Raw genomic sequence first — 19,189 nt, 5'->3', positions numbered from 1 at the left:
GTGACTGAAGTGACTGGGCGCGGTCCGTTCCCCGAGGGCGGGAAACGGATCATCGTTTACCTCCTCTGGGATCCGAGGGGTGACGTCGACGACTATGTCGACTACAAGCTCCGCAGGCTTCGCCCGTTCGCTGATCACATCTTCGTCGTGGTCAACGGTGATCTCACAGACCGCGGACGCGCGCGGCTCGAGGGTGTGGCCGACACGATCCTGCAGCGCGAGAACGTCGGATACGACGTCTGGGGATACAAGACCGCGCTCGAGAGCATCGGCGACGGGCTGGCCGAGTACGACGAGCTCATCCTCATGAACTACACCTGGTTCGGTCCGGTGAATCCGTTCGAGCCGGTTTTCGAGCGGATGGACGCGCTCGACGTCGATTACTGGGGTATGACCGATCACGGGAAGCTCCGCCCGAACCCGTTCACTCGGGAGGGCGTCCTGCACGCCCACATCCAGTCGCACTGGATCGCCGTGCGCCCGAGCCTGTTCCTGAGTGAGGAATGGCGCCGCTACTGGGCGGAGATGCCCCAGATCGTTTCCTACACCGACTCGATCCTGAGTCACGAGTCGAGATTCACCCACCACTTCCACTCGCTCGGCTTCGAGTACGAGGTCGCCTTCCCGCACCGCAACTACTCCACGTGGCATCCCGCGTTCTTCGACGCGGAAGCCCTCATGGATGACGGATGCCCGGCGCTCAAGCGTCGGCCGTTCTTCCACGACCCCCTGCTGCTGGATCGGCAGGCGATCATCGGTCGGCGCTATGTGGAGAAGGCTCAAGAGCTCGGTTACCCCGTCGAGCTCATCTGGCAGAACATGTCGCGCGGATCGCAGCCCAAGGTCTTGAACACCAATGCCGCGATGCTCGAGATCATGCCCGACGTCGACATCTCCTATGACACGGCGAAGCCGCTCCGCATCGCCGTGATCATGCACATCTTCTACACCGAGCTGACCCGCGAACTCTTCGACTACGCCGCCAACCTGCCGTCGCCGTACGACGTGATCGTGACCACGGACGATGCCGCGAAGGCGAGGGTCATCGCCGAGATCCTGCGCGAGCGCGAGGACCCTCGCCTCAGAGAAGTCGATATCCGCGTCCTTCCGTCCAATCGCGGGAGAGACATGGGTGCCTTCTTCGTCGGCTGCCGCGACATACTTCGCAGCGATGCCTACGACGTGATCTTCAAGATCCACTCGAAGAAGACCGTGCAGGAGAATCTGAACGCGGGGAACTTCTTCCGTCGCCATCAACTGATGAATCTGCTCAATTCGCCCGGCTACGCGGCGAACCTGGTCGCCCTCTTCCAGAAGGAGGAGGGCCTGGGGATGGTCTACGCCCCGACGATCCACATCGGGTACCCCACGCTCGGCAGGGGCTGGTTCGACAACAAGGCGAACGCGAAGAAGATGGCAGACAAGATCGGTATCCGCGTGCCGTTCGATGATCCTTCGCCGCTCGCGCCCTACGGGTGCATGTTCGCTTTCCGCCCCGCGGCCCTGCGCCTCATGAGCGATGTGGATCTCGGCTACAAGGACTATCCGTCCCCGAAGGAGCACTTCGACGGCAGCATCGCGCATGTGCAGGAACGCCTGTTCACCTACGCCGTCAATGAACTCGGCTTCCACACCAAGACGGTCGCGACCACACGGTACGCGGCGATCAGCCATACCTCGCTGGAGTACAAGCTCGACCGGATGAGCAAGAACATCCAGGGGTACCCGATCGACCAGGTCGGACTCCTCGACGGCGCGGGCGACTTCCTCGGCGGTGGGTTCTTCGGCTATCTGAAGGCCTACATCCGTCTCCGTCGGCCTCGCGCCATCCCGTTGCTCAGGTCCGTCTACGTTCCCCTCCGGGGCACGTACCGCGCGCTTCGCCTCGCGACGAACCCGCGCGCATGGAGACGCGCACGCCCTGAGCCGGAGAGCGCCGAGCTCGCCGTCGACGACATGGAGCTCCTGTGAGGAGCCTCGCCGCCGCCTTCGATCCTCGCAACAACGCCATCGGATTCCTGCGGTGGTTCCTCGCGTTCCTCGTCATCTTCTCCCACGCCGGCCCGATCGCCGGGTTCTACGGGGGAAAGGACCTCGGGACGCAGTGGAGTACTGAGCAGTCCTTCGGAGGGGTCGCCGTCTGCGGCTTCTTCTTCCTCTCTGGGTTCCTAATCTCCCGGAGCAAGATGGGTCGCACCACTACCGTCCGCTTCTTCTGGCACCGCTTCCTGAGGATCTTCCCCGGATGGTTCCTCGCACTGCTCGTGACGGCCTACGCCTTCGCCCCGCTGGCGTGGTACCAGGAGAAGGGGACGTGGGCCGGGTTCTGGACCGCCACGTCGGAGTCGCCCTTCACCTACTTCTCGAACAACTTCACCCTCATCCTGCGGCAGTTGAACATCGCCGGGATGGGCACCTCCCTGCCGCTGTACACCGACCACGGGATCCTCGACTGGAACGGGTCGGCGTGGACCCTCGCGTTCGAGTTCGGTGCCTACATCCTGGTCGCAGTCCTCGGAGTGGCCGGCGCGTTGTCGAACCGGGTCGCGGGCGGCATCGTGTCCGGGGCCATCATCGCTCTGGCCATGATGCAGTGGCTGAATCTCGGGAACGTGGCGAGTCTGCTTCCCCTGTTCGGCGACTTCCGGGCACTCCTGCTTCTGGCGCCATTCGCGTGGGGGATCCTGTTCAACCTCTACGGCGATCGGGTACCGATCGACGATCGGCTGGCGGTCGCATGCGCGCTCATCGCCGCGTACACCTATGCGAAGGGCGGCTGGCTGGTCCTCGGCCAGTACGCGTTCTGCTATGTCCTCATCTGGTTCGCGATCCGGATCCCGATCAGGCGGTGGGACCGCTACGGCGATCTCTCCTACGGCATCTACATCATCGGATGGCCGCTGATGCTGCTGGCGACCTATTTCAAGCTGGAGGACTTCGGCTGGATCGTGTACCACGCGGTGGTGATCGTGGGAGTCCACGTGTACGCGTACCTCAGCTGGCACCTCGTCGAGCGACCGGCGATGGCGCTCAAGAACTGGACGCCGCGGTGGGTGAGTCGCGCTCTTGAGCGAACCCACGCACGGCGCGCGAAGATCGGTTCGGCGGTCGGACGAACACTCGTGATCACGCCGAAGGCCGCCCGATGACCGCCGGCACGACAGGGATGCCGCCCGGTCAGGAGATGACTCCCGGCAGACGGTGGTGGCGGCGCGCGCGTTTCCTCCCCTTGGTGATCCTGGGGATCCTGGTGATCGTGGCGCTCGTGGTCGGACGGATCACCTCGGCGGAACTGGCCAGCCGCGCAGCCGAGATCGCCCTTCCCTCACCTGCGGCGACGTCGTCCGACGCTGTCGCCTCATCGTGCCGCCCGCCGGTCGCGCCCGCCGCACAGGAGCCGTGGATCACCGACCGCGCAGCCGCGGAGGCCACGTGGCAACAGCATTCCGCCGAGACGGCCGAGAGATACGTCATCGGACCGAATGGGTGGATCTTCTGGAGCGAGTACGTCGATCAGTACGCCTCACAAGCGGTCGGCCGCGATCTGCTGACCGCGACGCAGGTGCAGCAGTGGATCGACCACTTCACTGCTGTTCGCGATGCCATGGCTGCCCGTGGGATCGAGTTCTACGTGATGGTGACGCCGTCGACATCCAGCATCTATCCGGAGGAACTCCCGCTCTGGATGCAGGCTCTGCGTGGATCGACGATCATGGACCAGGTGATCGGCGCTTCGGGGGATCTGCCGATCATCGATCTACGTGCCGATCTCGTAGCGCAGAAGGACGGTCCGGCACACCTGTTCAGCTGGAGCAACAGCCACTGGACGGAGTACGGGGCGTACGTCGCGTGGAAGCAGATCGCGACGTGCGTCAACGCGATGAATCCCGACTCGCCGCCACTGAAGATCCCCGCGATCTCGGGTGCGACCGTCGTCGGGGATTTCAACGAATGGGCACCGTTCGGCGTAAAGAGTCCTGGAGCGGACTGGGCCGTCCCCGACTTCACGGATCCGCTGATGGACGTCACCCGCACCGACAAGACAGGGGTGACCGAAACCGTCCCCGGCACTTCCGTGACGGACCTCTCGATCCTCCCCGCCGAAACGACGGTCCCTGCATCGTGGACGGGCAAGTCCGCCCTGATCTTCCGGGATTCGATGGGTGGCGGGCTCTCGCCGCTGTGGCAGCAGGCGTACTCGCCGACATGGCAGGTGAACGAGCCGTACATCACGGGAACGACCCAGATGTCCAACTACGCGCAGGCCGTCGAGGAGCACCATCCTGACGTGGTCATCGTGCAACTCGCGGAGCGCTATCTGCTCAATCCACCGCCTCAAGCATCCGGCTACTAGCGTGGCAGCATGAGAGTTCCGGTGAATACGCCCGTTCGCGTCGCCGTCATGGTGCTCGCACTGCTGACCTGTGCCGGACTCGCCGCCTGCTCCACGCCACGGCCGGGGGCCGCGGTCTCGCCCTCTTCTTCGACCGAGCCGACGTCCATCGCCACCCCCACGGCGTCGCCGGAACCGACCGCGGCTGTCACCGCGGAGCCGACACCGCTGCCCGTGCCCACCGCATCACCCGGCCGTGCGTCCGACGTCGAGGTCGTCGTGATCACGCTCGACGTCGTCTCCGGCACCGTGGAGGCCTCGGGAATGGTTCCGAAGCTCCTCGAGGACGGAGGGGCGTGCACGCTCACGCTCGTCCAAGGGGGCGTCACGAGGACTGTCTCGGGCGCGACGGCGGCCGCACAGGAGAGCACGTACTGCGCCCTGCTCACCTATCCGACGGCCGACCTCGGACCGGGTGACTGGCAGGCGACGCTCGAATACAGTTCGGCCGCCCACTTCGGGCTCTCCGGCACTCAGACGGTCACTGTCCCGTGAGATATCGGAAGACGGCCGCCACGCTTTCGCGTACCGCCGCCGGCATCGTCGCCGTGCTGATCGCGGCGCTGTGCATCGCGATCCTTCCCGCGACCGCGCCCCCGGCGTCTGCGGCGAACGCCGCGGACTGGGATCCCGGCTACATCATCGACGACGCGATCTTCTACGACTCGAACGCGATGACCGCCCCCGACATCCAGACCTTCCTGAACGGGCAGGTCCGCGCGTGCCGGAGCGGGTACACCTGCTTGAAGGACTACGCGCAGTCCACCGACAACCGCCCGGCTGACGCCTTCTGCAACGGCTACTCGGCATCCGCGCGCCAGAGCGCGGCGGAGATCATCGACAACGTCGCCCGATCCTGCGGCATCAGCCAGCGCGTGCTCCTCGTTCTGCTGCAGAAGGAGCAGGGGCTCGTCACGGACACCGCACCGTCGGCCTGGTCCTTCTCGGCCGCCATGGGGCAGGGATGCCCCGACACCGCTCCCTGCGATCCGGCGACTCAGGGCTTCTTCTACCAGGTCTACTACGCCGCCCGGCAGTTCGAGGTCTACCGCGCGTACCCCAACTCGTTCGGCTATCGCGCGCAGCGATGGAACAACATCCTCTACAACCCGAACACGGCGTGCGGCACCCAGAGCGTGTTCATCAACAATCAGGCGACGGCTGCGCTCTACATCTACACGCCGTACACACCCAATGCCGCGGCGCTCGCGAACATGTACGGCACCGGGGACAGCTGCTCGGCCTACGGCAATCGCAACTTCTGGCGACTGTTCACGGACTGGTTCGGCGACACGCGCAGTTATGCGCCGCATCCGGGTTTCGTGGACTACTGGAACGCACGAGGCGGCGCGAGCGGGACGATGGGGCCGCCGACCGGGTACCCCGTCTTCGTCGACGCGAACGGCCAGGGCTGGTACCAGAGGTTCCGCGCGGGCGTCGTGTACGGCAGCAACTACGGGGGCACGGCCTTCGTCTTCGACAACGTGATCCTCGCCGAGTACAACCGACAGGGCGGTCCGGCGAGCGGCATGGGGTGGCCGACCGGCGAGCAGATCTGCTCCACGGGTCTGCGTTGCTCCCAGTCGTTCCTGTACGCGACGATCTCTTCGACAGCGGCCTACGGGGCGCACACGCTCTGGGGCGGTCTCAACGACTACTGGAAGGCGGGAGGCGGCACCGACGGCAGGCTCGGCGCTGCGCTGAACGACGCGGTCTACTCCACGGCGGGCGCGCAGCCCGCGTGGGTCCAGAACTTCGAGCGAGGGGTGGTCGCGCAGAATCCCGCAGGGACATTCCTCGTTCCGTACGGAGATGTGATGAGCGTGTGGCTCCGAGCGGGCGGAGGAGAGGGGTGGCTCGGCTGGCCGGCGAGCGAGTACAGCTGCGTCGCCGGCGGGTGCGCGCAGCGTTTCGCGGGCGGCACGATCACCTGGAACTCCACGTACGGTGCCCACGTCATCTCCGGTGGTTTCATCGCCGAGTGGACACGCCGCGGCGGGTTCGGGGCGCTGGGACCGGCGCTGACCGACCTCGTCACGGTCCCTGCCGGAGCCAACGGGGGCGGATGGGTGCAGAACTTCGGCGGCGGCGTGCTCGCCCAGAGCGGCGCGGGCATCTTCCTCGTGCCGTACGGGCCGGCGCAGGCGCTGTGGTCCGCGAGCGGGGGCCAGAGTGGAACGTGGGGGTGGCCGTACTCGGATCGGACATGCGTCGCGTCCGGCTGTGGGCAGTCGTTCCAGTACGGCGGAATATCGGACTCCACGACCTGGGGAGTGCACACCATCTACGGGGGCCTCGGCCAGGCGTGGAAGGCGGCCGGCGGGATGTCGGGCTACGGTGCGGCGCTCAATGACATCCGGTATGCGACGTCCAACGGCGGGGGCTACATCCAGCACTACTCGTCTGGAGTCGTCACCCAGCAGCGGGACGCCGCCCCGGTGTTCACGCCCTACGGCCGCATCCTCGACGTCTGGTTCTACTACGGTGCGGAGGCCACCTGGTTGGGCTGGCCCAAGGGAACGCAGACCTGTTCGTCCACCGGCTGCGTTCAGCAGTTCCAGAACGGCGTCGCGCGGTCGGATGCGGCGGGCAGCGTCTCGTTCTTGCCGCGCTGATCAGTGACCGCGGAGTGCGGGAGCCTCGACGGTGATATCGGCCTGTGCCACTCCGAGGTTGCCCTCCGGGCCACCGATCGTGAAGCGGGCGCCCTGCCAGAACACGTGAGTGTCGGCATCGACGGTCGGTGAGGCGTTCGCGTTGACGAAGAACTCGCCCGGTCCGAGGTGGAGCGCGGCGATGTTGAAGTCCATGTAGTGATCACCGGCGTCCAGGGGCGGCAGTACGGACTCGAGAAGGTCGGTGTTGGACGCGATCACCATCTGCCCGGTGGAGTTGTCGATGCTGAATCCCGTCATCCATCCTCCGACGGGAGCGGCGGCGTTCACATGTATCCGGAGCACCGCCGGCTGACCCGGGAGGAACACGTCCGAGGGCCGGCCATCGCTGTCGAGCATTTCGATCGAGGTGACGGTGATGGGAGGAGCGGTCGTCTCGCCCTCGGCACCCGCGTTCTCGCCGGCCGCGGTCTCTTCGGCGAGCGTCTCGCCGACACGACGGCCCTCCATGATGTCTCGCAGCGCGCTCAGCCCTCCGCGCGCGTCACCCTCGTAGGCGACGGCGCCGTCCTGCAGAACGAAGGTCGTGTCGCAGAGTTCCGAGATCTGCCCGGCGGAGTGACTGACGAGGATGATCGTGCGACCTTCGCGCTGGAAGCTCCGGATCTTGTCCATGCACTTGCGCTGGAACGCCTCGTCGCCCACGGCAAGGACCTCGTCCACGAGCAGGATGTCGGGGTCGGTGTGCACGGCCACGGCGAACGCCAGCCGCATGTACATGCCGGATGAGTAGAACTTGACCTCGTTGTCGATGAACTCGCCGATACCTGAGAAGCGCACGATCTCGTCGTACCGTTCGTCCGTCTCGGCGCGTGAGAGGCCGAGGATCGCCGCGTTCAAGTACACGTTCTCGCGTCCACTCAGCTCGGGGTGGAATCCTGCTCCGAGCTCGAGAAGGGCCGCGAGCCGTCCGCGAGTGTGGACCGAGCCCGAATCGGGGGTGAGGATTCCGCCGATGAGCTTCAGCAGCGTGCTCTTGCCCGAGCCGTTCACACCGAGCAGGCCGACGGTGGTTCCCGCCTTGATGGAGAGTGAGACCTCATTCAGTGCGACGTATTCGCGGCGGTGCTGTCGGTGGCGGGCGAAGCTGACGAGCCGGTCTTTCAGCGAGTTGTCCTGACGCACGATGAACGCCTTGCGCACGTTCTTGATGCGAACCACTTCGGGGGGCGCGACCTGTTCGTCGACCATCACAGCTCCTGCGCCAGATTGCCCTGCATCCGCTGGAAGCCCCAATGCGCGATGAGGAGGCAGATGAGTCCGATGCCGCCGGCGACGCCCATCCGCAAGGCCAGGTCGTCCGGGTAGTCGGCCGCGGTGCCGCCGGACCACAGGGCGCGGTGGAAACCCAGCACCGCCAGGGTGAGCGGGTTGTTGGTGTAGACATCGAGGAGCCAAGCGGGCAGACCGAAGCGAGCCAGGACGTCCTTGACCATCTGCCACGAATAGACGATCGGGGACCCCCACATCATGAGCGTGAGGAGGATCTCGGTGATGTACTGCACATCGCGGAGATACACGTTCATCGCGGAGAGCAGCAGACCGATGGCTATGACGTAGATGAGTATGAGTGCGATGGACGGCAGGAGATAGAGCAGACCTGAGGGGTCTGGCCACTGCTGGAAGACCACGATCGCGGCGATCAGAACGACCATCTGCATCGCGAACATGAAGATCGCACCGCCGACCGCCGCCAAGGGGAAGATCTCGCGGGGCACATAGATCTTCTTGACGAGCCCCCCGTTGCCGACGATCGATCCCGCCGAGGCTCCGAGGCTCTCGGAGAACAGCATGTAGATGGTCAGGCCCGAGAAGACATAGATCCCGAAGTTCGTGATCCCCTTCGCGGCGCCGAGCACCTGCCCGAGGATGACGTAGTACGTCGCCAGGAGGATGAGCGGCTTGATGAGCGTCCAGAGGAAGCCCAGGACGCTTCCGCGGTAGCGCACCTGCAGGTCGCGTCGGGTGAGCAGCCAGAGGAGCTGCCGATGGTCGGCGATGTCTCGCACCTGTCGCCAGATGGAACCGATGCCTCGGTTGTCGGGCTGGAACGAGCGCAGAGGCAGCGCAGCGAGCCGTTCGAAGCGAGCGTCAGCGGACACAGATGGCGCTTCGTGGTGTGTGGCTCGGGATCACTCTACGAATATACTTGGGTCCGACATGAGAGAACCCTCCACTCGCCCATCGGTCGTGATCACAGGAGCCGCGGGCTACGTGGGGCGTCACGTCGTACGTGCCGTCGCAGACCTCGGCTTCGACGCTGTCGCGGTGGTCCGACCCGGTCGCGGCGGCGACATCGACGAGCGCGCCCGTATCGTCGAGGCCGACATCCTCGCGCCGGGATTCGACGTGGGCGACATCGTCGGCGAAGAGACGGCCGGGTTCATCCACCTGGCGTGGCAGGACGGTTTCGTCCACAACGCTCCCTCCCATATGACGCACCTCTCCGCGCATTTCGCCCTGCTCTCCGCCGTCGCCGACGCCGGTGTGCCGCGCATCTCCGCGTTGGGGACGATGCACGAAGTGGGCTACTGGGAAGGTGCGATCACCGACGACACGCCGACCAACCCCCGGTCGCTGTACGGGGTGGCGAAAGACGCGCTCCGGCGTGCCGCCCACATCGCACTCGCGGACCGGGTCGAATTCGCATGGTTGCGGTGCTATTACATCTACGGCGACGACCGGCGGAACAATTCGATCTTCGCGCGCCTTCTCGAGGCGGTCGACGCCGGTAAGCCGACGATGCCGTTCACATCGGGCAAGAACCTGTACGACTTCATCCACGTCGACGAGCTCGCCCGGCAGATCGCCGTCGCGTCGGTGACGAAGGGCGTCACGGGCGTGATCAACTGCAGCACGGGTCACCCGGTCAGCCTCGCCGAACGGGTCGAGGGCTTCATCGCCGAGAATGAGCTGCCCATTGCGCTCGAGTACGGGGCTTTCCCTGACCGGCCGTACGACTCTCCGGGGGTGTGGGGCGACGCCGTTCGGATCACGCAGATCATGGCGGACGCCGCGCAGCCCACGGAGTGACGCCGCGGCGCTGACCAGGCCGAATCGCGCGTGCGGTGGCCTGTAAAGTGGCTCGGGTGCCTGTGAAATACGGAAAGCCGCTCGTGGCTCATGACACGCCCATTCCCGGCGTGCTGCTGATCGACCTGCCGGTGCACGGCGACAACCGCGGGTGGTTCAAAGAGAACTGGCAGCGCGAGAAGATGCTGGCCATCGGTCTTCCGGACTTCGCGCCGGTGCAGAACAACATCTCTTTCAACGATGCGGCCGGCACGACCCGCGGCATCCACGCGGAACCGTGGGACAAGTTCATCTCGATCGCGTTCGGCCGCGTCTTCGGCGCATGGGTCGATCTGCGACCCGGTGACTCCTTCGGCACCGTGTTCACGGCCGAACTCGATCCCTCCACTGCCATCTACATTCCGCGCGGCGTCGGCAACGCTTACCAGACCCTCGAGCCCAACACCGCGTACACCTACCTCGTGAACGCCCACTGGAGCGCGGACGCGCAGAGCGAGTACACGTTCCTCAACCTCGCCGACGAGGATGTCGCCATCCCGTGGCCGATCCCGCTCGGGGAGGCGGAGCTCTCGGACAAGGACCGCCAGCATCCGCGACTCCGTGATCTCACGCCCGGGCGCGGCGCGTAGACCTCACCTCCATCGGCAGCACGATCGCGAGGCGAGGATCGGTACAGATGTCGACCAGTGTGGAGCCACGCACGAGGCCGAGTGGTCGCTGAGTCGACTCCTGCACCTCGTGCCGACCGCAATGGGCCCGCCGTCCTGTTGGCGATCGGCTTCTTCGCCGTGGGAGCAGAGGCGCTCCCGCACGCGCTACCGCCCGGGGGGCTCGCCGACGCCGCGGAGTGCGTTGATGAAGGCCGCTGACTTCCCCTCAGCTCGATCCTGCCGATCCTGCGAGTTCGATGCAGTCGGCGGGGGTTGCCATCGGGCCGGGAGGCATCGGGTGGGCGACTCCGGATAGGCCCGCCCAGAGGAGCAGCGCAGCGAGCGCAACCCCTGCAGCGGCGACCGTGACGTCGCTCCCGCGGACGCGCCGGACGCGGCGCACCGAGTGGGGGATCACCGTGAGGACGCCGACGATTCCGATCATCGCCAGCGGAAGCGCGAAACGCGTCTCGGGGGTCGAGAGTACGACCGTGCCCATCACTCCGACCCCCATGGACAGCAGCGCGGCAGCCGCGAAGCGTCCGAGACCGACACTGTTGATGACAGCCCAGATCAGCCCCGCGGCCCCGGCGGCAACGACGAGCACGACCAGGAGGGCCATCGCGCTGATCTGCGGGGTCGGGGAGGGCTCGAACGGCGTCGTCAGCGACCACCGCAGCGTCGCCCCGATCTTCTCGAGCGCGAACCGGATCGAGTCGGGAAGGTGGCTCATCAGCGATCCCGCCACAGCGAATGGACTGGTCGGAGGATCATCCGCGGCACCGAGAGCCGCATAGCTCGGGCTGCAATACCACTGCTGCGGATGCCGGGCCGCTTCGAGAACGGTGTCGTATCGAATCGCGTAGGTCGCCTGCGCGGACTGCACTTTGACGAGGAAGGCCGTGGCATGAGGTGCGGGGCTCCACGAGCCCGTCGTGATCGCGTTGTAGAGAACCTGCGGCAGGACGCCGATCACGGCGCCCGCCCCGGTCCACAGGATGCTCCGCGGACGCGCGATGAACAGCACGATCAGTGCGAGCGCGAGAGGAAGCAGGTAGGACGGCCGGAGATCCACGGCGACGGCAGCAGCCAGGCCCGCGAGGAGGGCGGTCCACCACTCGGGGCGCGCCGTCAAGAGAAGGAGGGCCGTGATCGCGAAGGCGAGCGACCAGACGTCCAAGAGAGGGTAGGGCGCGAATCCCGAGAGCAGCACCGCGCCCAGGACGGCGGAGATCCACGTTCGAGTGATCTCGTGCCCCGGCGCCACCCGGCTCGCCAGCCGGGGCAGGAGCAGAACGCAGACGCCGGCGGCGAGCAGGGCATTCCAGACGAGCACCAGGAGCCCGGCGGATCCTGACCCGATGACCAGCGAGGCCGCAGCCGGGACGAGGTAGACGAGAGGCGTCAGGACTCCGCGGATGTTGAGGACGGCGACCTCGGAAACGCCTTCGTCGCCCAGCAGGGCCAACGGCCCGCCCCAGTACTGAACCCCGTCGTAGAGGAACGATGATGCCGGCCCACGCAGCAGCTGGACCGCGAACACCAGAGCGGCGGCCGCGGCAAGGTTGATCAGTCGCGCCCGCCGCCCCTCGGCGTTCCGTACAGTCGAGACGCTCATTCTCCGCGTGCGAGTTGCAGGAACTCCTCGTAATCGCGGATGTAGTCCGCGTTGTCGTACAGCTCCGACGCGAACACGCACAGCACTGCATCCGCGCTGTACCGGTATTGCGTTCCCCATGTCATGGGTGGCATGTGCAATCCCATCGACGGGTCGTTCAGCACGAACTCGCGGCGACTCGTGCCGTCGTCGACGATGCACGAGACGCTGCCGGTGAGGCTGATCAGGAACTGCTCGCAGCGGCGGTGCGCGTGCTCTCCGCGCACCTCTTTGGACGAGACGCCATGCACGAAGAAGACACGCTTGGGGGTGAACGGCAGGTCACCCGGGATGTCGAGCGGGAGGAGATCCCCGCGGATGTCGCTGACGGTCCGCAGTGTGTGGAGGCCTTCCGCCACGGGTGAACCGATGGCGGCGTTCCGGGTCTCGACGGTCGGCTCGGGTGTGTCCGAATAGCCGACGATCCGGGCGGGATTGCCGACCACGATCGCGTAGGGAGGGACGTCCTTCGTGACGACGGCGCCGGCGCCGATCATCGCGCGGCGGCCGACCCGGATGCCCGGCAGGATCACCGCTCCGCCGCCGATCGAGGCGCCGTCCTCGACCACGGTGCGCGCGAACGAATCCGGGTACTGCTTGCTTCGTGGGAAGCGATCGTTGGTGAACGTCGCGTTCGGGCCCACGAAGACATCGTGACCCAGACGGATGCCGTCCCAGATCTGCACTCCGGACTTCAGCGTGACACGATCGCCGATGACGACGTCGTTCTCGACGAACACATGATCGTTGACGTTCACATCCGATCCGAGGACCGCCCCGGGGAGCACGTGCGAGAACGCCCAGATCCGTGTTCCTCGGCCGATGCTGGTGCTTTCGCAGATTCCCTGCGGATGCACGAAGTATCCGTTGCCGTCGGTCATGCGGGGGGTTCCTCTCGTCGACGCTCTCGAAACACTAGCCGACCCGCTATGAAGCCGAGGGGAGCGGTCACGAGTATGCTCAGGGCGTTCAGGTATTCGGGCCATTCGAGTGCTCGGATGCCGGCCACGCAGGCCAGTCCGATCAGGTAGATCGCCACGTAGCTGAGGGCATAGACGGCGGTGGCACGCGCTGATCCGCTTCGGGTGAACACCCATCGAGACGCGAATGCGGTGTTGAACGCGACGCCGATCGCAAAGGTGATCGTGTACGCCAGCCAGCCGGGCAGGATATAGCTCAAGCCGACGAGGATGACGGCCGTGATGGCGGTGTTGAGTCCGCCGATGATCAGGAACCGCCATCCGGCCGACCCGAGAGAGCGCGGGTGGGGGCTGCTCACCACTCTTCCCGACTCATCACGATCGACGACGGTCGCCGTTTCGTGTTCTCGAAGATGCGCCAGATGTAGGCGCCCACGATGCCTATCGACATCATCGTCAAGAATGTCGAGAACAGGATCGTCAGCATGAGCGGCACATAGCCGGGTTCATGGATGGCTCCGGCGATGTAGAAGCCGAGGACGACGGCAGCGATGACCAGGACCGCCACGGTGCCCACCAGGCCGCCGAGGAGCAGAAGATCGAGGGGGAGGTTTGTGAACGAGAACACGCTGTCCAGGAGGTACTTGACGCGCTTCCGCAGCGTCCAGCCGCTCTCGCCGTGCTCGCGCTGCTGGCGGCGGTACGGGATCTCCGCGCGCCGGAACCCCACCCAATAGAGCTGCGCGACGAGGCTGGAATGTGCTTCGTCCAATCGCACGAGTTCGTCCGCGACGGCGCGCGTGCATCCGAAGACATCCACTCCGCCCGGGGGGATCTCCTTGATCACGACCCGCCGGTAGAGGGACCAGAAGGCGCGAGACCCCAGACTGGTCATGGCCGGGTCTTCTCGGGCGATGCGTCGCCCGACCGCGACGTCGACGGCCCCGGAGGAGAGCGCCCGCTGGAACTCGACCATCAGCTCCGCCGGCTCTTGCAGGTCCGCCGCCATGACACCGATGGCGTCGCCGTGCGCGGCTCCCAGCCCGGTACGGATCGCGGCGAATGATCCGAAGTTGCGCGAGTGCTGGAGCAACTGGGAGCGGAAGGCGGCGGTGGGGAGGATCGACGCGAGGACGGCATACGAGTCGTCAGGCGACCCGTCGACGACGAACACCACTTCGGTCGACTCGGGGAGCTCCGGCATGAGTTCGGTGAGACGCGCGACCAGCGCGACGATGTTGTGCTCGTTTCCGTATACCGGAATGACGATGGAGAAATCGGTCACGCAAGACTCCGGATCGCGTCGCAGACCGCGGCGATCTCGTCTTCGCGCAGCTCGGGGAAGAGCGGGAGGCTGAAGACCTGCGAGCAGGCCCTCACGGTCTCGGGTAGGGGCGTCGAGGGAGCGTACTCGGCGAACGCGGGCTGCTCCCAGTCCGGGATGGGGAAGTGCACGTCGCTTGCCACGCCGTGGGCGCGAAGCCGTGCCCTTACGGCTTCGCGGTCGGTGCTGCGGGCCGCGGCCAGATGACCGGTGTGCCCGTCGTCGAGTGCGGTGAGCACGCTCATCACGTCGGGATCCACGTTCGCCGCTGCGGCTGCGTAGCGGGCGATGATCTCGCGCCGGCGAGCGTTGAGCCCGTCGACCTGCGGGAGCCGGACACGAAGGAAGGCGGCCTGCATCTCGTCCAGGCGCGAATTCACCCCGCCCGAGATCGTGGCGTTGTACTTCGAACCCCAGCCGTATTGCCGCAGTTGGCGCAGGCGTGCCGCGATCTCGGGCGACGTCGTCACCACGGCGCCGCCGTCGCCGATGGCGCCGAGGTTCTTGGTGGGGTAGAAGCTGAGCGTGCCCGCGTGACCGACGGAGCCCGCACGCCTGCCCGGGGTTCCCGCGCCGATCGCCTGCGCGCAGTCCTCGATCAGGGCGGTGCCGGAGGCGTCGCAGAGCGACCGCAGCTCGGAGAGATCGGTCATGCGTCCATACAGGTGGGTCACGACCACGACGCCGACGCGAGCGTCGAGCACAGGCGCGACCGTCGCGGCAGTGAGGCAGAGGGAGTCGGGATCGACATCGGCGTAGCGCGGGGTATAGCCCGCGCGGACCGTCGCCGTCGACGTGTAGGCCCCGGCGTTTCCCGCCGTCACGACCACGTCGCGGCCGTCCGGCATGACGGCCTTGATGGCCAGCTCGAGGGCATCCGTGCCGCTCGCGACGCCCACGGCATCGGAGACTTCCAGATAGTCCGCGAGCTCACGCTCGAAAGCAGCGTGCTGCGCGCCGTGGATGGCGTATCCCGAGTCGATCACGAGAGTTGCGGCCCTGATCAGTGCGTCGCGATCGTGCTGCATGCCTCGCGACAGGTCGTTCATCGAAACCTCGATGTCAGCCATGACTACTCCAATCGGCCGATGTAGATGTCGGCCACGCCGCCCGAGAGCGGGACGCTGCGGATCAGGCGCATGTCGACGCCCGTATCCTTCGGATCGCATACGGACCCGCCGCCGGGCACCGGCGTCGGCGGCTCGAAGCAGAGCCACACCGGAGTGTCGTCGTGATTCCACACCACCGATGCCGGTCCGAGGTACTGGAGCGGGAACGAGGGGAACAGGCCGAGCGACCCGGATCGGTCGATGACCGTCACGACTTCGCCGGGACCTGCTTCGCGCACGACCGGTCCGAGTTCGGTGAGCAGGAGGTGCTGAGCGGCGATATACGGCTGCCAGTGACGGATGCCGACAGCGCCCCCCGCGAGGGACGCGAGGATCAGCGCCGATGCCAGAATGGCGGAGAGCGCGGGGCGCAGGCCGGTCCGCGCGATCGGCCAGACCATCAGCGCGGCGAACAGCGCGAGCGAGATCACGTAGCCCAGGCGGTCGATGTCGGACAGCCAACCCGTGTTCCCGAAGAAGACGATGGTGGTCACGGGGCTGACGAGCGCCGTGCCCGCGATGAGCCAGCCGTCGGGATGCGGGATCGCGCCCGAAAGCGCCAGCACCGCGCCGAGTACGGCGATCGCGGCGATGCCGGCGAGGACGATCGGTCCGTCGCGCAGCAGGGTCGTCTCCACATACGTGATCAGATCGTGCAGGCTTCCTACCGCGGCCTGCTGGATGTTACCGATTTCATAGCTCGGTGCGTCGGGGGAGATGAACCGGGTCACGACGAGCGAGTAGAAGGTCATCAGGGCACTCGTCGCCGTCGCGGTGACCGCGAGCAGAATCCCCCGTCGCCACGGCGCCTTGACTGCCAGTGCCAGCACCACTGCCGCGAGCGGGGCGACGGCCGCAGGGCCAGGATAGGTGGCCAAGCCCGCCAGAAGCACGACGGCGCCCCAGACGAGCCAGCGCACTCGGCCACGCAGGAGCCAGCGGATGAACATCCCGATCGCGATCGCCAGCGCGAGCGCGGCGGTCTGAGCGGGGAGGAACCTCTGGAGGTATCCACCCGGCCAGAGCGGATGCAGCGCAAGGAACAGGCCCACCGCGACGTTGAGCCACACCGGCGAGCCCATCGGCCGCAGCGCCCACATCACCGCAAGCAGCTGCCCGACGGCGACGAGCGCGAGCACGAGGAAGATCATGCCCGGCCAGCCACCGCCGATCGCGAGGCCGAGCATCGTGGGCAGGAGGTGCAGGGGTCGGCTCAGCGTCCATTGGACGTAGTTCGAGGCGAAGCCGAGCGCCCCGCCGCCCATCCAGTCGCGGGCGAGCGGCCACTCCTCCATGTATGCGACTTCCCACGGCCGGAAGTGGGCTGCGAAGACGACGAGGCAGCCGACGATGAGCGCGGCAGGCACGACCCACCTCGGGATGGTCGCACGTCGGCCGGACGGGCGTCCTTCGTCGCCGGCGCGACGTGATCGGTCGCGTCGCGCCGCGTCAGGAGACTGCGCGGAGTCCGGCGTGGTCGACGCGGAGGGAACGGTGAGCTCGGTCACTGGCCTTTGCTCGCGTAGAACGCCTCGACGCCGTCTTTGGCGCCGGCCCACCAGGACTCGTTGTCGCGGTACCACTGGATCGTTGCCGCGAGACCCGCCTCGAAGTCGCGATAGCGCGGACTCCATCCGAGTTCGGTCCGCAGCTTCGTCGAGTCGATCGCGTAGCGCAGATCGTGGCCCGTCCGGTCGGTCACGTGGTCGTAGGCGCTGCGCGGCTCTCCCATCAGCTCGAGGATCAACTCGACGACGTCCTTATTGTTCTTCTCGCCGTCGGCGCCGATGAGATAGGTCTCTCCGATCGTGCCCTTGTCGAGGATCGTCAGCACCGCGGAGGAGTGATCATCCGCGTGGATCCAGTCTCGGACGTTCTCGCCCTTCCCGTACAGCTTGGGCCGGATGCCCCGGATGACGTTCGTGATCTGGCGCGGGATGAATTTCTCGACGTGCTGATAGGGCCCGTAGTTGTTCGAGCAGTTCGAGATCGTCGCCTGCACCCCGAACGACCGCACCCATGCGCGGACGAGCAGGTCGCTCCCAGCCTTCGTGGACGAATACGGCGACGACGGGTTGTAGGGCGTGTCCTCGGTGAACCGGGCCGGATCATCGAGTTCGAGGTCGCCGTACACCTCGTCGGTGGAGATGTGGTGGTACCGGGTGCCGTGCGCTCGGGCGGCCTCCAGCAGGGTGTACGTGCCGACGATGTTGGTGTTGAGGAACGGGAGCGGATCGTGCAGTGAGTTGTCGTTGTGGGATTCCGCAGCGTAGTGGACGACGCTGTCAGCCGCGGCGAACAGCTCGTCGACGAGCGCGGCATCGGTGATGTCGCCCTTCACGAAGGTCACGCGATCCTCCGGCAGGCCGGCGAGGGATTCGAGGTTCCCGGCGTAGGTGAGCGCGTCCAGGACGGTGACGTGATGGTCGGTGTGCGCGACGACGTGGTGCACGAAATTCGAGCCGATGAAACCGGCTCCGCCGGTGACGAGCATCCTGGACATCAGCGGCCTCTTTCCAAGATCTCGAGAAGGTACGTCCCATAACCTGACTTCACGAGCTTGTCCGCGCGGGCGCGGAGCTCGTCGTCTGTCAGGAAGCCCTGACGCCAGCCCACTTCCTCGGGCACGCCGATGCGCAATCCCGTTCGGCGCTCGATCGTGCGGACGTAGTCGGCGGCATCCGTCATCTGGTCGAACGTGCCGGTGTCGAGCCATGCAGTTCCACGGGGGAGCACTTCCACCTGGAGCCTGCCCGCCTCAAGATAGGCGCGATTCACGTCAGTGATCTCGTACTCGCCCCGCGGAGAGGGCTTGAGGGCACGCGCGATCTCGATGACGTCGTTGTCGTAGAAGTAGAGCCCGGGGACGGCGTAGTTGCTCTTCGGCTTGCTGGGCTTCTCCTCGAGGCTGACCGCCCGTCCTGTCCCGTCGAACTCGACGACGCCGTACGCGGAGGGCTCGGCGACCCAGTACGCGAACACCGCACCGCCGTCGACCTCGCTGTACCGCTTCAGCTGAGTCCCCAGCCCCGGCCCGTAGAGCAGGTTGTCACCCAGGACCAGGGCGACCTTCTCGTCGCCGATGAAGTCCGCTCCGATCGTGAACGCCTGCGCGAGGCCGTCGGGCGAGGGCTGCGTCGCGAAGGTCAGCGTCACGCCGAACTGCGATCCGTCGCCCAGGAGGCGTTCGAAGAACGGTGCGTCGTGGGGGGTCGTGATGATGAGGATGTCGCGGATCCCCGCGAGCATCAGGGTCGACAGGGGGTAGTACACCATCGGCTTGTCGTAGACGGGCACCAGCTGTTTCGAGACCCCGAGCGTGATCGGGTGCAGACGCGTACCGGAGCCGCCCGCCAAGATGATTCCCTTCATGGTGGTCAATCCTGCCAGACGCATCCTGAGTTCTCTGCGCCCGTCGCTCCGGGAGT

At 66.4% G+C, this 19,189-nt stretch carries 16 protein-coding genes and 2 pseudogenes; 7 read left to right on the top strand and 11 right to left on the bottom strand.

Translation table 11 applies throughout. From position 1 onward, the window contains the following. From F6B43_RS06545 to F6B43_RS06525, 5 genes are read left to right on the top strand one after another with little or no spacing between them, the layout of a single operon-like run. Positions 1-1,971: a rhamnan synthesis F family protein gene (locus tag F6B43_RS06545; protein ID WP_170285575.1), complete on the top strand. Its 1,971-nt coding sequence runs from the start codon at positions 1-3 to the stop codon at positions 1,969-1,971. Further along, a complete protein-coding gene (locus F6B43_RS06540) occupies positions 1,968-3,149 on the top strand; it encodes an acyltransferase family protein (protein WP_150448015.1) in 1,182 nt (393 codons plus the stop codon). Before F6B43_RS06545 ends, F6B43_RS06540 begins: the two co-directional genes overlap by 4 nt. Beyond that, the gene (locus F6B43_RS06535) at positions 3,146-4,354 is read left to right on the top strand and encodes an alginate O-acetyltransferase AlgX-related protein (protein WP_150448014.1); all 1,209 of its coding nucleotides are present in this window, start codon (positions 3,146-3,148) and stop codon (positions 4,352-4,354) included. The genes F6B43_RS06540 and F6B43_RS06535 overlap by 4 nt, the downstream gene beginning before the upstream one ends. Before the next feature lie 9 nt (positions 4,355-4,363). Continuing rightward, on the top strand, positions 4,364-4,888 hold the full coding sequence (locus F6B43_RS06530) for a hypothetical protein (protein WP_150448013.1): 525 nt from the start codon (positions 4,364-4,366) through the stop codon (positions 4,886-4,888). Further along, positions 4,885-7,008 (top strand): LGFP repeat-containing protein, encoded by a 2,124-nt coding sequence (locus tag F6B43_RS06525; protein ID WP_150448012.1) that lies wholly within the window; start codon positions 4,885-4,887, stop codon positions 7,006-7,008. The genes F6B43_RS06530 and F6B43_RS06525 overlap by 4 nt, the downstream gene beginning before the upstream one ends. On the opposite strand, the gene F6B43_RS06520 is transcribed toward F6B43_RS06525, so the two are convergent. Together F6B43_RS06520 and F6B43_RS06515 are read right to left on the bottom strand one after the other, a co-directional pair. After that, positions 7,009-8,259 (bottom strand): ABC transporter ATP-binding protein, encoded by a 1,251-nt coding sequence (locus tag F6B43_RS06520; protein ID WP_150448011.1) that lies wholly within the window; start codon positions 8,257-8,259, stop codon positions 7,009-7,011. It lies immediately after the preceding gene. Next, positions 8,259-9,170: an ABC transporter permease gene (locus F6B43_RS06515; protein ID WP_150448010.1), complete on the bottom strand. Its 912-nt coding sequence runs from the start codon at positions 9,168-9,170 to the stop codon at positions 8,259-8,261. Before F6B43_RS06515 ends, F6B43_RS06520 begins: the two co-directional genes overlap by 1 nt. A gap of 58 nt (positions 9,171-9,228) precedes the next feature. Here F6B43_RS06515 and F6B43_RS06510 point away from each other — a divergent pair, with 58 nt between their 5' ends. Together F6B43_RS06510 and F6B43_RS06505 are read left to right on the top strand one after the other, a co-directional pair. After that, a complete protein-coding gene (locus F6B43_RS06510) occupies positions 9,229-10,101 on the top strand; it encodes an NAD-dependent epimerase/dehydratase family protein (protein WP_150448009.1) in 873 nt (290 codons plus the stop codon). A gap of 56 nt (positions 10,102-10,157) precedes the next feature. Next, positions 10,158-10,715, top strand: a pseudogene (locus tag F6B43_RS06505) (dTDP-4-dehydrorhamnose 3,5-epimerase family protein); the annotation flags it as partial. A gap of 262 nt (positions 10,716-10,977) precedes the next feature. On the opposite strand, the gene F6B43_RS06500 reads toward F6B43_RS06505, so the two are convergent. The 9 genes and pseudogenes from F6B43_RS06500 to rfbA form a co-directional block, all read right to left on the bottom strand. After that, entirely contained in the window at positions 10,978-12,369 is a 1,392-nt protein-coding gene (locus tag F6B43_RS06500) for a hypothetical protein (protein WP_150448007.1), read from the bottom strand. Further along, positions 12,366-12,854: a sugar 3,4-ketoisomerase gene (locus F6B43_RS20100; RefSeq protein ID WP_425486820.1), complete on the bottom strand. Its 489-nt coding sequence runs from the start codon at positions 12,852-12,854 to the stop codon at positions 12,366-12,368. The genes F6B43_RS06500 and F6B43_RS20100 overlap by 4 nt, the downstream gene beginning before the upstream one ends. Next, positions 12,828-13,289, bottom strand: a pseudogene (locus tag F6B43_RS20095) (acyltransferase); the annotation flags it as partial. The pseudogene F6B43_RS20095 and the gene F6B43_RS20100, both read right to left, overlap by 27 nt. Further along, the gene (locus F6B43_RS06490) at positions 13,286-13,687 is read right to left on the bottom strand and encodes a GtrA family protein (protein WP_170285574.1); all 402 of its coding nucleotides are present in this window, start codon (positions 13,685-13,687) and stop codon (positions 13,286-13,288) included. The pseudogene F6B43_RS20095 and the gene F6B43_RS06490, both read right to left, overlap by 4 nt. Further along, on the bottom strand, positions 13,684-14,613 hold the full coding sequence (locus tag F6B43_RS06485) for a glycosyltransferase family 2 protein (RefSeq protein WP_150448004.1): 930 nt from the start codon (positions 14,611-14,613) through the stop codon (positions 13,684-13,686). The genes F6B43_RS06490 and F6B43_RS06485 overlap by 4 nt, the downstream gene beginning before the upstream one ends. Beyond that, positions 14,610-15,722: a DegT/DnrJ/EryC1/StrS family aminotransferase gene (locus F6B43_RS06480; RefSeq protein WP_170285573.1), complete on the bottom strand. Its 1,113-nt coding sequence runs from the start codon at positions 15,720-15,722 to the stop codon at positions 14,610-14,612. Before F6B43_RS06480 ends, F6B43_RS06485 begins: the two co-directional genes overlap by 4 nt. 2 nt (positions 15,723-15,724) lie before the next feature. After that, entirely contained in the window at positions 15,725-17,269 is a 1,545-nt protein-coding gene (locus F6B43_RS06475; protein WP_150448002.1) for a hypothetical protein, read from the bottom strand. Then, positions 17,266-18,264 carry a dTDP-glucose 4,6-dehydratase gene (gene rfbB, locus F6B43_RS06470; protein ID WP_150448001.1) on the bottom strand — a complete coding sequence of 333 codons (999 nt, stop codon included), beginning with the start codon at positions 18,262-18,264 and terminating at the stop codon, positions 17,266-17,268. Before rfbB ends, F6B43_RS06475 begins: the two co-directional genes overlap by 4 nt. Continuing rightward, positions 18,264-19,133, bottom strand: coding sequence for a glucose-1-phosphate thymidylyltransferase RfbA (rfbA, locus tag F6B43_RS06465; protein ID WP_150448000.1), 870 nt, complete (start codon positions 19,131-19,133; stop codon positions 18,264-18,266). Before rfbA ends, rfbB begins: the two co-directional genes overlap by 1 nt. Positions 19,134-19,189 lie beyond the last annotated feature (56 nt).

The organism is Microbacterium rhizomatis (genome assembly GCF_008710745.1).
Classification (GTDB): Bacteria; Actinomycetota; Actinomycetes; order Actinomycetales; family Microbacteriaceae; genus Microbacterium; species Microbacterium rhizomatis.
This window is presented reverse-complemented; position numbering and strand designations above follow the sequence as displayed.